Source organism: Aeromonas sp. FDAARGOS 1416, assembly GCF_019048085.1.
In the GTDB taxonomy this organism is placed as follows: domain Bacteria; phylum Pseudomonadota; class Gammaproteobacteria; order Enterobacterales; family Aeromonadaceae; genus Aeromonas; species Aeromonas veronii.
This window is the reverse complement of record NZ_CP077301.1, coordinates 35,193-52,532: the sequence shown is the minus strand read 5'-3', so window position 1 is coordinate 52,532 and position 17,340 is coordinate 35,193. Positions and strand designations below refer to the sequence as shown.

The 17,340-nt window shown below is 57.5% G+C and carries 12 protein-coding genes; 5 read left to right on the top strand and 7 right to left on the bottom strand.

Annotated features, from left to right (window positions below; genetic code table 11):
- Positions 1-53 precede the first annotated feature (53 nt).
- On the bottom strand, positions 54-509 hold the full coding sequence (locus I6L46_RS00225; RefSeq protein WP_043822996.1) for a hypothetical protein: 456 nt from the start codon (positions 507-509) through the stop codon (positions 54-56).
- 505 nt (positions 510-1,014) lie between these two features.
- Between I6L46_RS00225 and metN the strand changes: the two genes are divergently transcribed.
- The 4 genes from metN to rfaH all read left to right on the top strand — a co-directional run bounded on the left by metN (position 1,015) and on the right by rfaH (position 4,115).
- Positions 1,015-2,058 (top strand): methionine ABC transporter ATP-binding protein MetN, encoded by a 1,044-nt coding sequence (gene metN, locus I6L46_RS00220; protein ID WP_005339067.1) that lies wholly within the window; start codon positions 1,015-1,017, stop codon positions 2,056-2,058.
- Entirely contained in the window at positions 2,039-2,692 is a 654-nt protein-coding gene (locus I6L46_RS00215; protein ID WP_005339070.1) for a methionine ABC transporter permease, read from the top strand. The genes metN and I6L46_RS00215 overlap by 20 nt, the downstream gene beginning before the upstream one ends.
- Before the next feature lie 25 nt (positions 2,693-2,717).
- On the top strand, positions 2,718-3,518 hold the full coding sequence (gene metQ / locus I6L46_RS00210) for a methionine ABC transporter substrate-binding lipoprotein MetQ (RefSeq protein WP_005339072.1): 801 nt from the start codon (positions 2,718-2,720) through the stop codon (positions 3,516-3,518).
- A gap of 96 nt (positions 3,519-3,614) precedes the next feature.
- Entirely contained in the window at positions 3,615-4,115 is a 501-nt protein-coding gene (gene rfaH / locus I6L46_RS00205) for a transcription/translation regulatory transformer protein RfaH (protein WP_005339074.1), read from the top strand.
- Positions 4,116-4,174: 59 nt separating this feature from the next.
- On the opposite strand, the gene I6L46_RS00200 is transcribed toward rfaH, so the two are convergent.
- The 6 genes from I6L46_RS00200 to arcB all read right to left on the bottom strand — a co-directional run bounded on the left by I6L46_RS00200 (position 4,175) and on the right by arcB (position 16,095).
- Positions 4,175-6,151, bottom strand: coding sequence for a methyl-accepting chemotaxis protein (locus I6L46_RS00200; protein ID WP_216977039.1), 1,977 nt, complete (start codon positions 6,149-6,151; stop codon positions 4,175-4,177).
- Between the two features lie 39 nt (positions 6,152-6,190).
- Positions 6,191-7,402 carry an EAL domain-containing protein gene (locus I6L46_RS00195; RefSeq protein ID WP_216977037.1) on the bottom strand — a complete coding sequence of 404 codons (1,212 nt, stop codon included), beginning with the start codon at positions 7,400-7,402 and terminating at the stop codon, positions 6,191-6,193.
- Entirely contained in the window at positions 7,383-11,624 is a 4,242-nt protein-coding gene (locus I6L46_RS00190) for a transporter substrate-binding domain-containing protein (RefSeq protein WP_216977035.1), read from the bottom strand. The genes I6L46_RS00195 and I6L46_RS00190 overlap by 20 nt, the downstream gene beginning before the upstream one ends.
- A 223-nt stretch (positions 11,625-11,847) precedes the next feature.
- Complete coding sequence (locus I6L46_RS00185) at positions 11,848-12,051, bottom strand: hypothetical protein (protein ID WP_005349248.1); 204 nt, start codon at positions 12,049-12,051, stop codon at positions 11,848-11,850.
- 315 nt (positions 12,052-12,366) lie between these two features.
- A complete protein-coding gene (dgt, locus tag I6L46_RS00180; protein WP_216977033.1) occupies positions 12,367-13,731 on the bottom strand; it encodes a dGTPase in 1,365 nt (454 codons plus the stop codon).
- A 51-nt stretch (positions 13,732-13,782) separates the two neighbouring features.
- Complete coding sequence (gene arcB, locus I6L46_RS00175; protein ID WP_005339096.1) at positions 13,783-16,095, bottom strand: aerobic respiration two-component sensor histidine kinase ArcB; 2,313 nt, start codon at positions 16,093-16,095, stop codon at positions 13,783-13,785.
- A 206-nt stretch (positions 16,096-16,301) separates the two neighbouring features.
- Here arcB and I6L46_RS00170 point away from each other — a divergent pair, with 206 nt between their 5' ends.
- Positions 16,302-17,309, top strand: a complete 1,008-nt coding sequence (locus I6L46_RS00170; RefSeq protein WP_216977031.1) for a DUF2860 family protein — start codon at positions 16,302-16,304, stop codon at positions 17,307-17,309.
- The last annotated feature ends 31 nt before the right edge of the window (positions 17,310-17,340 follow it).

The window sequence follows — 17,340 nt, the reverse complement described above, 5'->3', positions numbered from 1 at the left end:
TGCCGGGCCCTTTTGTTTTGCGGCCATCTTGCGTGTTTGGTGCTTATCACCCGCTACATGTCGTCGAGTCGATGCACCCCGTGCACCAGCCGAGTCAGGCGGGTCTGCTCCAGCCCGGCCAGATTCTCGAGCAAGGCGGTGGTGGCCGGAGTCGGGCACTCCCGGGCCAGGTGGCTCAGCTCGCCCACCAGCTGCTCTTCCCAGCGGCATACCTGAGTGACGATATCCTGAGTCTGGACTGATGCCGGCAGCTCGAAGCGGGTAATGGCAGGCAGCATATCCTCGCTGAAACTCTGGTTCAGCCAGGTCTCCCTGACCGCCTCTCCCAGCTGAGCGGCATATTCGTGCAGATGGGCACTGGCCGCATCCTCACGCCCTTGCAGATAGACCAGCAACATCCGGCTGCGTTCGCTGTCCACCTGACTGGTCAAACGCCCGTAACAGAGTCCGAGCTGGTGATGAACCTGCTCAAGATAGTGCAGCAACTCTTTGATCTGTTGGAATCTCATCGCACTGCCCTCCATGCTTGTCGACGTCATTAGTATAAAAAACCGGCGCCACCGACCCAATCCCTATCCGAGCCCCCCTTGCGCTGCATCAATGTTGACGCCGACAAAGTGACGGTCAGGTGATCCGGTCGCGAATAGGGAACGATTTGTGCAGCAATTTGTGTAACGATGGTGGAGCATTAAGCTCGACAGCAGATGTGAACAGAAACGGGCTGGCACACTAATAAAACCAGCATTTACCGTGTATAAACCATCTTTAATTCGGTTATCTGCCGCAGGGACGAAACAGGATCTGGCAGAGCAACAATACCATCCTGATCGTTATCCGCCTGACAGAAATCCTTATCACTTTTTTAGACGTCTAGACGTAAAAACATGCGTTGACACGGCCATCCAGACATCTTAGCATCATCCTCCATGCTGGCAGAGTAACCCAGTGGAACCTCTGCCCAATTTCCCCGCCTGTAGCGCCCTGTGCTTTAAGGCTGTTAGCACGGAAGAATCCATGATTAAGTTGATCGGTCTCAACAAAGTCTACGGTACAGGCAGTGACGCCGTGCACGCCCTGCGTGATGTGAGTCTGCATGTACCCCAAGGCAAAATTTTCGGGGTGATCGGTGCCTCCGGTGCCGGCAAGAGTACCCTCATTCGTTGTGTCAACCTGCTGGAGCGCCCGACAGAGGGTCAAGTCATCGTTGATGGCCAGGATCTGGTCGCCCTGAGCGAACGGGATCTGACCCAGGCTCGCCGCCAGATCGGGATGATTTTCCAGCACTTCAACCTGCTTGCCTCCCGCACCGTGTTTGCCAACATCGCCTTTCCGCTGGAGCTGGCAGGCTGGAGCAAAGAGAAGATCCAGCAACGGGTTGCCGAGCTGCTGGCGCTGGTCGGGCTGGAAGCCCGTGCCCAGGCCTATCCGTCCGAGCTTTCCGGCGGTCAGAAGCAGCGCGTCGCCATTGCCCGCGCACTGGCACCGGCCCCCAAGGTACTGCTTTGTGACGAGGCAACCTCTGCTCTCGACCCGCAGACCACCCGCTCGATCCTGACCCTGCTCAAGGAGATCAACGTCAAGCTGGGGCTCACCATCCTGCTCATCACCCACGAGATGGATGTGGTGAAGGGGATCTGTGACGAAGTGGCCATCATCAGCGACGGCCGTCTGATCGAGCAGGGCGAAGTGGCCTGGTTCTTCAGCAATGCCAAGACCCAGCTGGCTCGTGACTTCATCCACTCCACCATCCATCTGGAGGTACCGCAGGAGTATCAGGATCGGATGAGCAGCGAGCGGGTGCCGGGCAGCTACCCGCTGGTGAAACTCGGCTTTACCGGCAGCACGGTTGATACGCCGCTGATCTCCGAGGCGAGCCGCCGTTTCAACATCGACATCAGCATATTGAGCGCAGACATCGAATACGCAGGTGGCGTCAAATTCGGTTTCCTGCTGGCCGAGCTGTTCGGGGATGAAGCCCAGTGCGAGGCGACCCAGCAGTTTCTCATCGACAACCACATTCAGCTGGAGGTAATGGGTTATGTCCGAAGCCATGATTAATCTGCTCATCACGGCCCTGGGCGACACCCTGATCATGGTGTTTGCCTCCGCTCTGTTCGGCTGCCTGCTGGGTCTGCCGCTCGGCGTGGCACTGCACGTGACCAAGGCGGGCCAGATCCTGGCCAACCCCTTGCTCAACCGTACTCTGGGTATGGTGGTCAACGTGGGTCGCTCGGTGCCCTTTATCATCCTGCTGGTCGCCATCATTCCGCTAACCCGGCTGATTGTCGGCACCAGTATCGGCACCATCGCCGCCATCGTGCCGCTGACCGTCGGTTGCATCCCTTTCATTGCCCGTCTGGTGGAAGGGGCCCTGATGGAGGTGCCGGACGGCCTGCTGGAAGCGGCCAAGGCGATGGGCGCCAAGCCGCTGCAAATTATCACCAAGGTGCTGCTGCCCGAGGCTCTGCCCGGCATCCTCAACAGTGTCACCATTACCCTCGTCACTCTGGTGAACTACTCGGCCATGGCCGGGGCCATCGGTGGCGGCGGTCTGGGGGATGTGGGTATTCGTTATGGTTATCAGCGCTTTGACCCGACCGTCATGCTGGTGACCGTGGTTATCCTGGTAGTACTGGTTCAACTTATCCAGAGCGCGGGTGAGCGCCTGGTCAACAAATGTGATCATCGTTAATCGTCGATTTCTGACAGGAGGTTTTATGAAATTTGGCATCAAATCCGTTGCGGCTGCCCTGCTGGCTGGTCTGGTTCTGGCCGGTTGCGGTCAAAAAGAAGAGAGCAAGGTTCTGAAAGTGGGCGCTATTGCCGGCCCCGAGACCGAACTGGTTGAAGTGGCTGCCAAGGTAGCCAAAGAGAAATACGGTCTGACAGTCGAGGTGGTCAACTTCTCCGACTACGTCACCCCGAACGTGGCGCTGAACGATGGGAGCATCGACGTCAACGCCTTCCAGCACAAACCCTATCTGGATGCGCAGGTGCGTGATCGCGGCTTCAAGCTGGTGCCGGTTGGCAACACCTTCGTCTACCCGATTGCCGGTTACTCCAAGAAGATCAAGGCGCTGAGCGAGCTGCAAGATGGCGCCCAGATCGCGGTACCGAACGATCCGACCAATCTGGGCCGCTCCCTGATCCTGCTGGCCAAACAGGGCCTGATCACCCTGAAGGATGGTGCCGGTCTGGAAGCGACCGTGCTGGATATCGCCAGCAACCCGCGTAACTTCAAGATTGTGGAGCTGGAAGCAGCCCAACTGCCGCGTTCGCTGGAAGATGTGGATCTGGCCATCATCAACAACACCTTCGCCGGCCAGATTGGTCTGACCCCGACCGAGAACGGCCTGTTTGTTGAAGACAAAGAGTCCCCGTACGTCAACCTGATCGTCGCCCGCGACAACAACAAGGATGACGAGAAGGTCAAACAGTTCGTACAAGCTTTCCAAACCGACGATGTCTACAAGAAAGGTCTCGAGCTGTTCAAAGGCGGCCTGGTAAAAGGTTGGTAATTGCTCACTCGGCAAAAAAGGCCACGCAATGCGTGGCCTTTTTTATTGGCGCCGCTATCATATCCGCGAGCACGGCAACACGAACATACTCATAACATGAAAAAATGGTATCTGGCCTACTGCAAGCCAAAAGAAGAGGCCCGCGCCCGCGCCCACCTCGATGCCCAGGGTATCGAATCCTATTACCCCATGGTGGAGATCGAGAAGCTGCGCCGGGGCAAGCGAGTTCCGGTACGGGAACCCATGTTCCCCAACTATCTGTTTATCTTCGTTGATTTGGAAGAGGTGACACCAGTCACCCTGAAATCGACCCGCGGCATCAGCCGGATCATCCACTTTGGCAGTGAATGGACCCCCATCAGCAGCAAGCTGGTCTATCAGCTGATGAGCCGCGATGACAGCGACGAGGCGAGAGCCAGCTACGCCAGCCTGCCCTGCTCGGGCGACAAGGTGCTGATTGAAGAGGGGCCGCTTGCCGGCTTCGAAGCCATCTATATGGAGCCGGATGGAGAGAAACGTGCGATTTTGCTGGTCAGCCTGCTCAACCGAGAGACTACCAGCAGCTTCGACAACCACACCTTCAGACGTCTGGACTAAACCCACGGGCCAGACGGCCCGGTGAATGGCAATAGCAATGGCGGGATGCTCCCGCCATCTCATGCATCAAGATCAAAGCGGGCGATGACCGCCTTCAGCTTGCCGGTATCGCCAGCCAGTCTGGCTACGATCTCCTCCCCCTGCTGACTACGCTGACAGGATTGCCGACTGAGCGCGGCAATGTCGTCGACCGTCCCGGATACCTCGGCGGCCACCCGCGACTGCTGCTCGGTTGCCACCGAAATGGCCTCCAGCTGGCCCGACAGCGACTGAACCAGCTGGTTCATGGCACTCAGGGTATCGGTCACCAATCCGACTGCATCCCGCCCTTGCTCTACCAACCGGGTACCGCTGCTGACGGTACTTACCGTCTGGCGAGTCTGCTGGGAGATGGCCGCAATAGTCTGGCTGATCTCGGCGGTGGATTGATGGGTACGGGTCGCCAGCTGGCGTACCTCGTCGGCCACCACCGCAAAACCGCGCCCCTGCTCACCTGCCCGTGCCGCCTCGATCGCCGCATTGAGGGCCAGCAGGTTGGTCTGCTCCGCAATGGTGGCGATCACCTCGGTGATCTGCCCCACCTGTTCACTCTGATGCTCCAACAGCCCCATGGCCTCGTTGGCCTGCCCAATCATGGTGGCAATCTGCTGCATGGTATCGCTCATTCGTGCCAGCGCGGCCTCTCCCTGACGGGTCTGCTGCTTCACCTGATAGGCACCATCTGCCACACCGGCAATGTTGCCAGCCACATCACGAGCACTCACCGACATCTGATCGATAGCCGCCGCCACCGCATCGACCCGCTGATCTTGCTCCGTCAGATCCGCCACTATGGCTCTGGTAGTGCTGCCCACATCGAGACAGGCCACCTCGACCTGCCCCACTGCGCCCTGCAACTCCCCGACCAGATGATGTAACTGGGCAGACATCCGGTTGATGGAACCAGTCAATTCTCCCAACTCATCCTGCCCTGTGATTGGCAAGGGCTCGGCCGCCAGCCGGCCATCCGCAACCTGCCCCGCCCGGGTCACCAGACAGGCAATGTCACGGGTCAGACGGCGACTAAAGAGCCATGCGACCAGCATGCCAAGCACGATGGCGCTGCCGGTAGCCAACAGCAGTGTCTGGTTGATAGCCCTCCCGGCTCCGGTCATCTGCGCCGAAATCTGATCCACCTCGGCACGGGTTTTCCCCACCTGCTGGACCAGTTGCTCGCTGAGGCTGGACTGCATCGGCTCGATGTCGGTGGCCATCAGGTAGTTTGCCTGATCCCAATCCGGTGCCTGGCGCTTCTCGATCACCTGCCCCACCAGCTCGGAGAAGGGGGTAGCCATCTCTTCAAACAGCTGCCAGAGGCTCTGCTGGGTGTCGGTAAAAAGCGCGGCTTGCTGCTTAACCTCAGCCACCCGCTGCTGGTGAAACTGATAGTAACCCTGATATTTGCTGCGGTATTCGGGATCGCCTGAGATAAGAAAATCCCGCAGGGCTGAGAGGGAATTGGCGAGGCTGTTGTAGGCATCTCCCACCTGCTTGAGCAGCATGCGGCGATCGCCGGATAGTTGATCCTGCGGAGTGCCAACTTCTTCATTGGCAAAGGATTGCAGTTGATCGAGCGCCGCCTCCGCCAGCGGACCCGCCTCCTGCAGCATCAGGGTGTGAGCGGGCAGATTCTCTTCACTCTGGGCTATGGTCCACACCTTCTCCTGATGGCTTTTAAAGGTCTCGAGAGACTTGGCGAGCGTCGGACTGAAGGCCTGATGGGCAATGGCCTGCCAGGCCGACTCCCACTCCTGCTTGAGGCGGGAAGCCTGAGCCGGATCCTTGCCGAGGATCAGATAGCCACGCAGGGCAGAAACGGTGGCAACCAGCGCCTTCTGGCTCGTTTCATCCCGCTGCAGAGTGGGCAGCGCCTGCTCCAGCAGGGTGTGTTGGGCCTGATTGATCTGAGTCAGCCGGTAATAGACCAGCGTGGAGGAGAGCAGGATCAGCAGGTTGATAAAACCGAAGCTGAGCAGCAACTTGCTTGAGATTTTCATGAACATCCTTGTTCAAACGGAGGGATCCAGCCAACAGAATCAGATAGATATCAGTGTAGGCAATCTATCTTGCCAAGTCCGGTGCCAATTAGCCAATTCACTGCGCGGCATCGGGCGGGCAGAGAAAAATCCCTGACAAAGGTCGCAACCTAGCTGGGCCAGCACCCGCCAGGTTGCCTCATCCTCTACCCCTTCCGCCACCGACTTCAGCCCCAGCTTGCGAGCCAACTCGATACTGGACTCGATGATAGCCAAACGTGACGGATCGGCATGGCAGCGATCGACGAAAGAGCGATCCAGTTTGAGTTCGGTGAACGGCAACAGTGCCAGCTGCTGCATCGAGGAGTAGCCGGTACCAAAATCATCGATGGAGAGGCCAAAGCCATGCATCCTTAGCCGGGTCAGCACCTCCAGAGACTTGCCCAGATCCTGCACGAATGCGCTCTCAGTCACCTCCAGAGTGATGAGCTCAGGATTGATACTCCAGCGCTTGCACTGATCAATCAATAAGTTGCAGAGGTCCCCTTCAATGAGTGAGGTGGTGGAGAGGTTCATCGACAGATTGAGTGACAACCCGGTTTCCTCCCATAAATGACCATCACTCAGAGATTTGCTGATTATCACCTCGGTCAACGGATCGATAAGCCCGTTGCTCTCCGCCAGTGAAATAAAACGCCCGGGAGGGATCAGACCAAACTCGGGGTGTTGCCAGCGGGCCAACGCCTCCATCCCGACCCATTCGCCGGATGCAAAACTCACCTTGGGCTGATACCAGGGCAACAATTGATCTTGCTCGATCGCCCGACGCAACTCATCGAGTCCTATTCTGTGCCCATCTTCTTCTCTGACTGGTTCCTGCCGGGGTGACCAAGCCTGGATAAGCCGCTGGAGCTGCTGCGGCGTAGAGGGTTTCTCTATGCGACCGAGCACCTGCAAGCCATAAGCGGTACTCATACGCAATACAGCTTCCACCACATCCCCCTCAAGTGCGCTGGAGAGGATAATGCCGCCCTGAAAACCACCTAGCGACAGGCGGCGCAACAGCGCCATGCCATCCATTCCGGGCATTCGCAGATCGCAAAACAGGATATCGACGTTGTGTTGCTGGCTAAGCGCCAACGCCTCGATACCATCAACCGCTTCCAGCAGATTCTGGTAACCCAGGCTGCGGATCTGGTGCAGCAGTGCCTTGCGCTGAAATCCATGGTCTTCCACGACCATGATGACCAACTCATGTTGTGCTTTTTTCATCGAGCCATAATCCAATGTCGTGGGCAATCGCCGTCATCAACCTCTGCACTGTGCTGACCAGATCGTCGAGCTCATCAAGCCGCTTCAATCGCGCTGCCGATTCCAGCATGGCGGCCTGGCTGGCAAGCTCCTCCAACCCGACCATTCGGGCAGCCCCCTTGACCCGGTGGGCGGTCTCTACCAAGGCGCTGGCATCATGACAAATCAGTGCTGCCATCATGGCCTCGCCATCCTGCCGGTTGGAATCGAGATACTCCACCGCCATGGCTCGCGCGGTCAGCTCGTCACCAAACAGCGCCAACCAGCGCTCAGCCTGCATGCCTGTAGCCCCAACAACGGGCGCAACCGCGCTTCTGGTTGGCGTCTTCTCTGCCAGCCAATGGGCCAGCATCTGGCGCAAGATATCCAGCGGGTAGGGCTTCAGTAACATGTCACTCATGCCAGCCTCTACCATACGAGCACTCGCCTCTTCCGACGTATCTGCTGTTACCCCAATGATGGGGGCCGTCACTCCCGCAGCCCGCAGCGCCTTGGTCAGGGCATAACCATCCATCACCGGCATATGGCAATCAGTCAGCAGCATAGAGAATTGCTGTCCCTGCCAAGCCCGCAGAGCCTTCTCGCCATCTTCCACAACCTGAGCCTCGATACCAAGAATGGCTAACTGCCGTGCCAGCAAGGCACGATTGACCGGATGATCATCGGCCACCAATACTTTGCCACCCAGCTTCTCTGCAAGCGCAGGGAGGATTGGTGTAACCCGCTCCTGTAGCAATTCGTGGCAGCTCTCTAGCAGAAGATCCGGATAGAGAGGAGAGAGACCCAGGCGCCACCATTTCTGTTCACCAATCCGCCCCCGTAACGCCTCATCGGGTGACGCTATGATCCCCTTCAGCGCAGAGTGTTGCAGCCAGCTTTGCCATTCCCCCCCCAGCGCTTGCTCAAGCCACCGTTGATCGGCCAACAGCAATCCTTCCAGTGAGCGACTGAGCTCATTGGCCCCCAAGTACCTGAGCTTGGCCCCCTGCCGTACCATGGCCGCTTCGAGATTGGTGTCATCGCTGAAAAACCACCATTCTGTGTCAGCCAGAGCAGGGGGATCCCACTGCGGATTGGTTAGCGGCACGGTAAAGCGGAAGCAGGAGCCCTCTCCTGCCTTGCTGGTCAGTGTCAGTGCCCCCCCCATTTTGCATACCAGCTGCTCACAGATTGCCAACCCCAGTCCGGTGCCACCAAAACGACGGTTGATATCTGACTCCACCTGCTCAAAAGGCGTGAACAGCAGCGCCTGCTTCTCTTCGGCGATCCCGATACCGGTGTCACTGACACTGATGGTCAGTTGCTCGCTCAGGTAGCTGACTCGGATAGTAATCCCCCCTTGTTCGGTAAACTTCACCGCATTATTGAGCAGGTTGGAGATGACCTGACCGATACGCACCCCATCGATGTCGGCCCAATCCGGCACATGATGCTCCCACTCAAGCACCACGTTGAGCCCCTTGTTATGAGCCAGTGCCGCGTGGCCACGAATGGCATCGCAGATCACCGTTTGCAACCGGCTGCTCTGGTAATTCAACTGCAACTGACCCGCTTCTATCTTGGAAAAATCGAGGATATCATTGACCAGATAGAGCAGGTTATTGGTCGAGGTGACCACATTGCGCACCATAAAACGCTGGTCGTCGTTGAGCTCGCTCATTTGCAGCAATTCGAGCATGCCATGCATGCCTGAAATGGGAGTGCGCAGCTCATGGCTCATGGTTGCCAAAAAGCGGCTGCGAGCCTGCATCGCCTGCTCGGCATAGGCGCGAGCTTCGCGCAGCTCATATTCCTGTTGTTTGAGGGCAGTGATGTCCTGAATCACCCCGTTAAGGATCAGTGCCTGCTGCTCCTGTCTGACAAAGTTGCCACGCACTTGCAGATAGCGATCTCCATCAGGTCGCTCTACCTTGACCTCCAGATCGAGGGGCGCCAGAGTCTCGGCATGATTGGCCACCTTGCTGACAAAATCCTGGAGCGCCTCTTCGGTAAAGCCGAACACCTCACCACCCGATTCGGCATTGAACAGGTCCTGCCGGGAAGCCCCGAGGATCTCGCTGGCCCCCTGAGAGGCATACAAAAACCGCCCCTTGCCGGGTCCTTGCCACAAATACTGATAGACCACCCCAGGCATGCTGTCGGTAATCTGGGTAAGGCGATTTTCAGCCTGACGGGCGCGCTCCTCCGCCTCTTTGATCCGGCTGACATCGGTCAGTACTGTCAACACCCCCAGCATATTGCCATCGGGATCGCGATAAGGACGTTTGGCATAGATAACATGGCAGGGCGTACCATCAGCTCGCAGGTTGCTCCCTGCCCCCTCCAGATCCTGTCCGGTCTGCCACACCCGGCGCTCTTCTTCCAACACACTGTTTCTGAGTGTCTCGGGCATGTTTTGGAGCTCCTCACTGCTACTGCCAGCACCGAGGAAAGCATCGCGATAGGCCTGATTGCACAAGGTGATCCGCTGTTCGCTATCACGTAGCGCCACCATGGTTGGCAGTGAGTTGAGCAAGGTCTGCACAAACAGCAACTGTTCGTTCAGCTTGTCCTCTGCGATTTTCCGCTGCGCAATCTGGCGACGCAAACTGCGAGCCCAGAACATCACCAGCAAACCGCTGACGAGCAAGGCGCCCCCCCCTATGGCCAACCATTTGTAAATCAGGGTGTAATCAGACTCGATATTGACCGACACATTGAGCCAGCGTCGTTCCAGCAGTTGCCACTCCTCATCCGTGATGGTCAGCAGCAACTTGTCCATGATGCGGAGCAACTCGGGCTGAGCATTATCGACGGCCATACTGATAGGTACGGAAAATTCGGGGGAGCTCAGCACTACCTGATACTTATCATTGAAACCCTTCATTGCCTGCTGTCCCAGATTGGTCATGGTCAACAGCACATATTCGGCTCGCCCAGTATCAAGCAAGGTCAGTAAATCGGCATCTTTGCCTACTTCGATAATATCGGCGCCCAGCGCGTGAATGAGAGAGGCTTCGTAAGAGCCCGTCACACCACCAATCAGACGCCCTTTCAGCTCGACCAACGACTTCAGCGGGCGAGCACCGTGTCTGGCTACGACATAGCTGTCGAACTTCAGATAGGAGGAGGTAAAAGAGGCAAAGGACTGACGATCCTTGAGCGGTGTCATCAAGGGAATAAGGTCCACTTTATGCTCTTTCAGCATTTTAAGTGACTCCTGCCAGGTATTTGTCGACACCAGCTCAAAGCGGATCCCGGAGCGCAGACTCAATAACTTCATCAGGTCTGCCGTATAGCCATGCAATTCACCTTCATCATCGATTTCGCTGATGCCGGCAAATCCGGGGGCAACGGCGAACTTGATGACCTTGTTTCTCTGCTTCAGCCAACTAGCCTCATCTGGTTCCAGCAACAGACCTGCGTTGGCGCGTTCATTTTTCTGATGCAACCGTAATCGTGAGTCTGCAACGGGTATCCGTTGATATGCCTGCCAAAGCTTCTCGCTCAGCTCTGGCTGGCGGGAGCTGGTCGCCATCGTCAGCGTGCTGCCAGAAAGCCACCCAGGAGCGACAACCCCCATTGATGCAGGCATTCTCTCCATCTTGAGGGAAACAATGGGTTCCAAATCAAGATATGCATCGACAGCGCCCAGCTTGACCATATAGGTCGCCTCGTCACGGCTCTCCAGCTCAGTTACATCAGAGATCCCCAAACGATCCAACTCATTGCAACTGCCAAACCCGCGAATACAGACCCAGCGTAACTTGCGCGCCTGCTCCAGGGTCAATCGCTGATCCGGGGTATGCATTAAAATGGAGCGAGCATAAGAACCGATACTGCCAATAGGGTTTATCCCCTTCAATTCAAGAGCATTACGTTCGACCCCGATTAATGCATCAATCTGGCCGCCTTGGAGAGCAATCTGGGCATCCACGTAGGAGTTGTAGGGGATATAACGCAATGACACGCCCATTTCGGCTGCAATGCGCGAGGCCAGCTCCTTGAGCGGACCGGCATAACGCTGGTTGGGGAGTTGATAGATGAAAGGGAGATAGCCGCCACGGGGAACCCCGATCAGCAGCTCCTTTTGTGCAGTAATTTCGTTACTTGTGCTCTCATCTTGCGGTTGGGGAGCCGCAACAGCCAACATGCCCGTAAACAACAGCAAAATAGGAAGAAAAAGCTGACGAAAGAGCGGCATAAGGTCTTGTCCTGATGAGTAAAACAGATAGGGCTGCCACCTCTAATCTTGCAGATCCTGACGACGCAAGGCGAGAAAACAATCGCAGCTGTTACAAAGAGGGCGGAGAGGATAATACTGAGTCACCAACATGTGAACCTGGAATCAACCATAAGATGGAAAAATGGCAGGCATGCAGCCTGCCATTTCACTAGCGAGGGGGATCTTATTCTCCCCCTCGCGATCAGGTTATTCGATTCCCGAGGCGGAAGCCGGTTTGATACTCCCGCTCGCGAACGAGGGCGATTTGACCCTGATATCCTTCCAGCCCGATATCCCTGAGCAGGGCGGGTGACAAATTGACCTGCACGAGACGACGCTCGACCCGGGCAATTCTTCTCTGGACCAGGGATTCAACACTGCGCAGTAAAACCAGTTCGATAGACATGACATTCTCCAGTTGAACATGCGGTTCTCCCGGAGAAAGTGGATATCACCCTGCGGGACGAACCGCGGGTGATAAAAAGACAGGGGTTACCTGTTTACGCCACGCGGTAAAAGAGCACGAGATTTCACGCCGCACGCAGTGCCGCGAGAGAATGCAATATTGAGCATCAGATGTTGCATTTTCGTCTCCTTACCGGATAAAAGTTGAACAGGTTGCAGAAGTCTAAAAAATATCCGAATTTAAAACAAGCCTCTTGCGACTCCTTTTTAAACGTTTTTACGGCATTTTATGCTGCCCGACAGGGAGCTTGGGGCATCAGATCCCCGAGAGTAGCCGGTACTCTTCCAGTACATAGGTATCCGTCATGCCGCTGACATAATCGAGCAGCAACCGCACCCGGTAATACCACTCCTGCTCGTTCTGGCAGGCAAAACGCGGATCCGGGGTGGCGATCGCCAATCGATAGGCCTTGAGATGGCGGGCCGAGAGGCGGTGATAGAGGCGGCGCGCAAAGAACAGCGCCTGGCTCCCCTCCCCGGCCTGCAGGCGGGCAAACTGTGGCGCTGGCAGCGACAACAGGCAGGCATAACTGGTCAGCACCCCGCGCAGCGCCGCATACCCTTCCAGTTCGAGAGCCTCGACTTCGGGGCGCATAAAGACCTGCTCGCGGGCCACCCGTTTGAGGATATCGAGCACCCGCGCCGCCGGCGCCTGGCCATGCAACAGCGCTTGCGGATAGGAGCCCTGCAAAATGGCCTGATGTTCGCTGACATAGCTCTGCGCCGCCAACGCCACCAGATCCCGGGTCAACAGCTGGCGAAAATGGGGGAAAAAGCCCCGACCACTGGCAAGCGCCTCATCCAGCAAGGTGCCCATGTAGTCACTCTGGTCAGCAGCTCGCAGTGCCGCCAGCAGTTCACCCTGAGTCAGGATCCTCCGATCTACCGCATCTTCCAGGTCGGCGATGCAGTAGGAGATATCATCGGCCGCCTCCATGATGTAGACCAGCGGATGGCGACAGCCGGGGGCTAATCCCAGACTCTGGCCGAGGGCACTGTAGAGCGGCTGCTCGCTAAAGAAGATGCCTCGTTTGCTGCTCCAGCCATGATGCTGGCCATAGCTCACCCCGGGTTGCGGCTGCTGCGGGTATTTGCAGAGCGCCGCCAGTTGTCCGAGCGTCAGGTTGAGCTCGTGCAGGCTGTGCACCAACCGCAGACTCTGGGCGTTGCCATCAAACAGTTGCAGATCCTGACGCAATTCAGCCCACTGGGCCGAAGGTGGCTGCGCCAGCGCCTGCTGATAGAGGGGATCGAGCATCTCGCCGAGCCACTGGCTCATCACCTGCTCGCCAAAGTGGCCAAATGGCGGGTTGCCCACGTCATGAAGCAGGCAGGACATCTCCACCAGATTGATAAAAGCCCCTTCACAGACCATCCCGGCAGGCAAGGCGGCCAGAATGCGGCGGCTGATCTGGCGACCGGTATCCTGCACCTCCAGCGAGTGGGTGAGGCGGCTGCGCACCGAGGCTTTCACATCGAGCGGAAAGACCTGGGTCTTCTGCTGCAACCGGCGCACCGGTGCGGCCTGCACGATACGGGCGCGATCCTGCTCGGTCGCCTCCAGCAGATCCTCGTCTCCCCAAGGGTGGATGCGCGCAGGGGTAATCAAACGGCTATACATCTCGCAGCTCCTTGCCAACAACTTCCATCAGACTCAAGACAACCTCCAGCCTCAAGACAGCAACCAGCGCCGCAGACGGGCGATGTCACCGGGATATTCCCGGCGCAGCGTCTCAATCCAGTCTTCCACGTTTTCCCACCAGGCGGGATGATCCGGGCTCTGGATCAGCTGTGCCGTCTGCTGCAATCGGCGCAGGCCAATGGAGCCTGCCGCCCCTTTTATCTTGTGTGCCTCTTCCACCACCCCCGCTTGATCCTTGGCAATCATGTTGGAGTCGAGCACTGCCATGTAGTCCGGCATCATCTTCTCGAACAGATCGACGCTGGAGAGCAGCACCGGTTTACCCACGGTATCGGCGTAATCGGTGAGGAAGGGGATATCCAGCAGGGCATCCTGATTGCCTGCATCCGCCTGCTCGTCCGCTTCATCCTCGGCCAGATCGGCAAACAGGTGACCAATCACCTCCCGCACGGCTTTGGAGCCAAGCGGTTTGTTAATCACATCCTGCATGCCGTGATCCCGGTAGTACTGGCGATCACCGGTGGAGTTGGCGGTGAGTGCCACCATGGGTGGCAGGCTGTCGCCATAACGCTCCAGCAGGGTTTTCGCCACATCGAAGCCGGTCATGTCCGGCAGCTGGATATCGAGCAAAATGAGGTCGAAATCATCCGGGTTGGCCATCGCCAACGCCTGGGTGCCGTCCCGTGCCACCTGCACCTGATGACCCAGCTTGCCCAGCAGGGCGCAGGCCACCGTCACGTTAAGCTCCACATCCTCCACCAGCAGGATATCGAGGGAAGGCATCTCCTCCTCCTGCTCTGGCAACACGGGCTCGGCGCAAGCCACTTCCAATTCGGCGGTAAAGCAGGAGCCTTCGCCCGGATCGCTGTCCACATAGAGTTGCCCCCCCATCGCCTGCACCAGCTGACGGGAGACCGCGAGGCCAATGCCGGTGCCGGTGGCGTGCTTCTTGCCCTGCACCTGATAGTACATGGCGAAGATCTTCTCCTGCTGGGCGCGCGGGATACCGATACCGGTATCCTCCACCTCGAAGTGCAGGGCCAGCTTGCCCGGCTCGTCGGCGGGATGGGAGAGACAACGCACGGTGACGCCCCCCTCATCGGTAAACTTGACCGCATTGCCCACCAGATTCCACAGCACCTGACGCAGGCGGGTGCCGTCAGCCATCACAAATTGCGGCATGTCGCCATCCCGATCGAAATGCAGATAGAGCCCCTTCTGCTCCGCCTGAATGCGCGACAGGGTCTCCAGCTCGTCGAGGAAGGCAGGCAAGTCGATACGGGTTGGCGCAATTTCGAGACGACGGCGATCCAGTTTGTCCAAGTCGATGATGTCGTTGAAGATATTGCCAAGGGTCACCGCACTCAGGTGAATGGTCTTGAGCTGCTGGTGTTGCTTGGGATCGAGGGGGGTATCCATCAGCATCCGGCTTAAGCCCACGATGCCGTTGAGCGGGGTGCGCAACTCGTGGCTGATGGTGGAGATGAAGGTAGTCTTGTCGCGGCTCGCCTTCTCCAGCTTGTCCTGATACTGCTTGCGCTCGGTGATGTCGCGGCCAAAGCCGAGCAGGCCGAGTCGCTTGCCGAAGCGGTCGAAGAAGGGCACCTTGCGCAGCTCGAAGTAGGCTTTACGGCCATCGGGATACTCCAGCCACTGCTCGTAGGTGAGCGGCTCGTTGCTGGCAAAAACCTGCTTGTCGGTCTCCACCACCTTGTTGGCGATCTCCTGCTTGTAGACATCGAACGGGGTCAGACCAATCAGCTCGGCCTCCACCTTGCCGGTCAGCTCCTCCATGGCGCGGTTGCAACCGGAGAACTGCTCATCCTCGTTGCGGTAGTAGACCAGATCTGGGGAGCAGTCGATAAAGGAGCGCAGCAGGGCAGTACGCTCCCCCAGATGAAGCTGGGCTTTCTCTCGCTGGAACACCTCATTCTCGAGATCCTCGATGGCCTGCAGACGCAGACTCTCGGCCCGGTTGGTCTCGGCAATCTGGGCGTTGAGGCGGCTGATGTTCTCCTGCAGCTGGGTATTGAGCTCCAGATCCCGCTCGCGCATATCTTGCAGCTTGCGCACCATCCTGCTCAGTCGCTGACGGGAATCCTCCAGCTGATCCACCACGATGGAGAGAAAATAGACCGCCCAAGGGGTCACCAGCAGGCCAAAGAAGACCGAGCGAACGAAGTCGATCACATCGATGTTGCCGCGCAGGAACAGGGTCACCCCCATCTGGATGGCGACCGCCAGCACGATAATACCCGCCGCCAGGAACATGCTGAAGCGCACCAGTCCCAGCTTGGTCATCAGATCGACATAATATTGCGCCCAGGATTTAATCTGTTTCATCTTATTGTTTTCCCCCGATATTCGCGGTACAGAATACCAGCACAACCGAGTGAACTCTTCTTAATCTCGCACAATTAATTAACGATTCGCCGAATGAAATGAGTGGGTTAGGATAATTGGCAATATTGAGTCAGTTGCCATTAAGGTTTTTTCTTTATACTCACCGGCCGAAAAAATTCACCACCATTTAATTTAGGAGTTATCCGATGCGCAACACCACCTTGCTGGGCCTGGGCCTGCTGGTCGCAAATAGTGCTTATGCTGATTTGGGTGAAATTCCCAAGGAGTCTGGCTGGTCCGGTTTCCTGCTTGGCGGGGTCAGTGTCATCAATTACGAATCGAATTTTTATAGTGGTGATGATGAAAACCGCCGCCTGAGCGGACTGGGCAGTGCCGAGAGCAGCTCCGCCGTTGCCCCGCTGCTCAACGCCGATATCCGCTACACCTTTGCCGATACCCGCACCCAGGTCTTCCTCGGTAACCTGATCCAGGATGCCATCCGTTTCGACTTCACCCAGCAGCTCGGTATCCGTCAGGAGATGAGCGACAAGGGCATCGTAGCTGGCTCCGTGGTCTTTAATGCCATGCCGACCGAGCAGTGGAGCGATCCCTTCGCCGTAGGCGTTGATCGCCAGTCGACCGATATCAAGTCAAAAGGGGTGCGCTTCGCCTGGGACAGCATCTGGGGTAGCAACTTCAATGGCAGCCTGACCACCCGCAACATCGAGGTGGATGAGGAGCGCAGCGGCCAGCAATACGATAAGGATAACCAGACAAACTATGCAGCCAAGCTGGATCGCAACGGCAAGATCCACGCCCTCGACCTCTCCTACAAATGGCAGCTGGCACCCGGTCAGATGCTGGAGCCAGCCTTTATCTACCGCCAAGCCGATCTGGATGGCAGCGCCCAAAGCTACAAGAGCAACGGCCTCCAGTTGACCTACGGCATGCGCGCTTCCCAATGGTCTTTCGTCAGCAACGCCTATCTGGGTCAGACCAAATATGATGAGGCCAACCCAATCCCTGACTTTGGTAACAAAAAAGCCGACTCCGACGAGTTTGCCCTGACCGGCACCTTCTTCTGGCACCGCCTGTTCGGTATTGCTCCGCTCTCCGCAACCTTTACCGCTGGCTATGCCAAGTCCGATTCCGACATCAACTTCTACGATTCTGAGTCCGTGATGTTCAACACCGGCCTGCTCTACAACTTCTAACGACGGTTGTGCGCACCGATACAACAAGGCC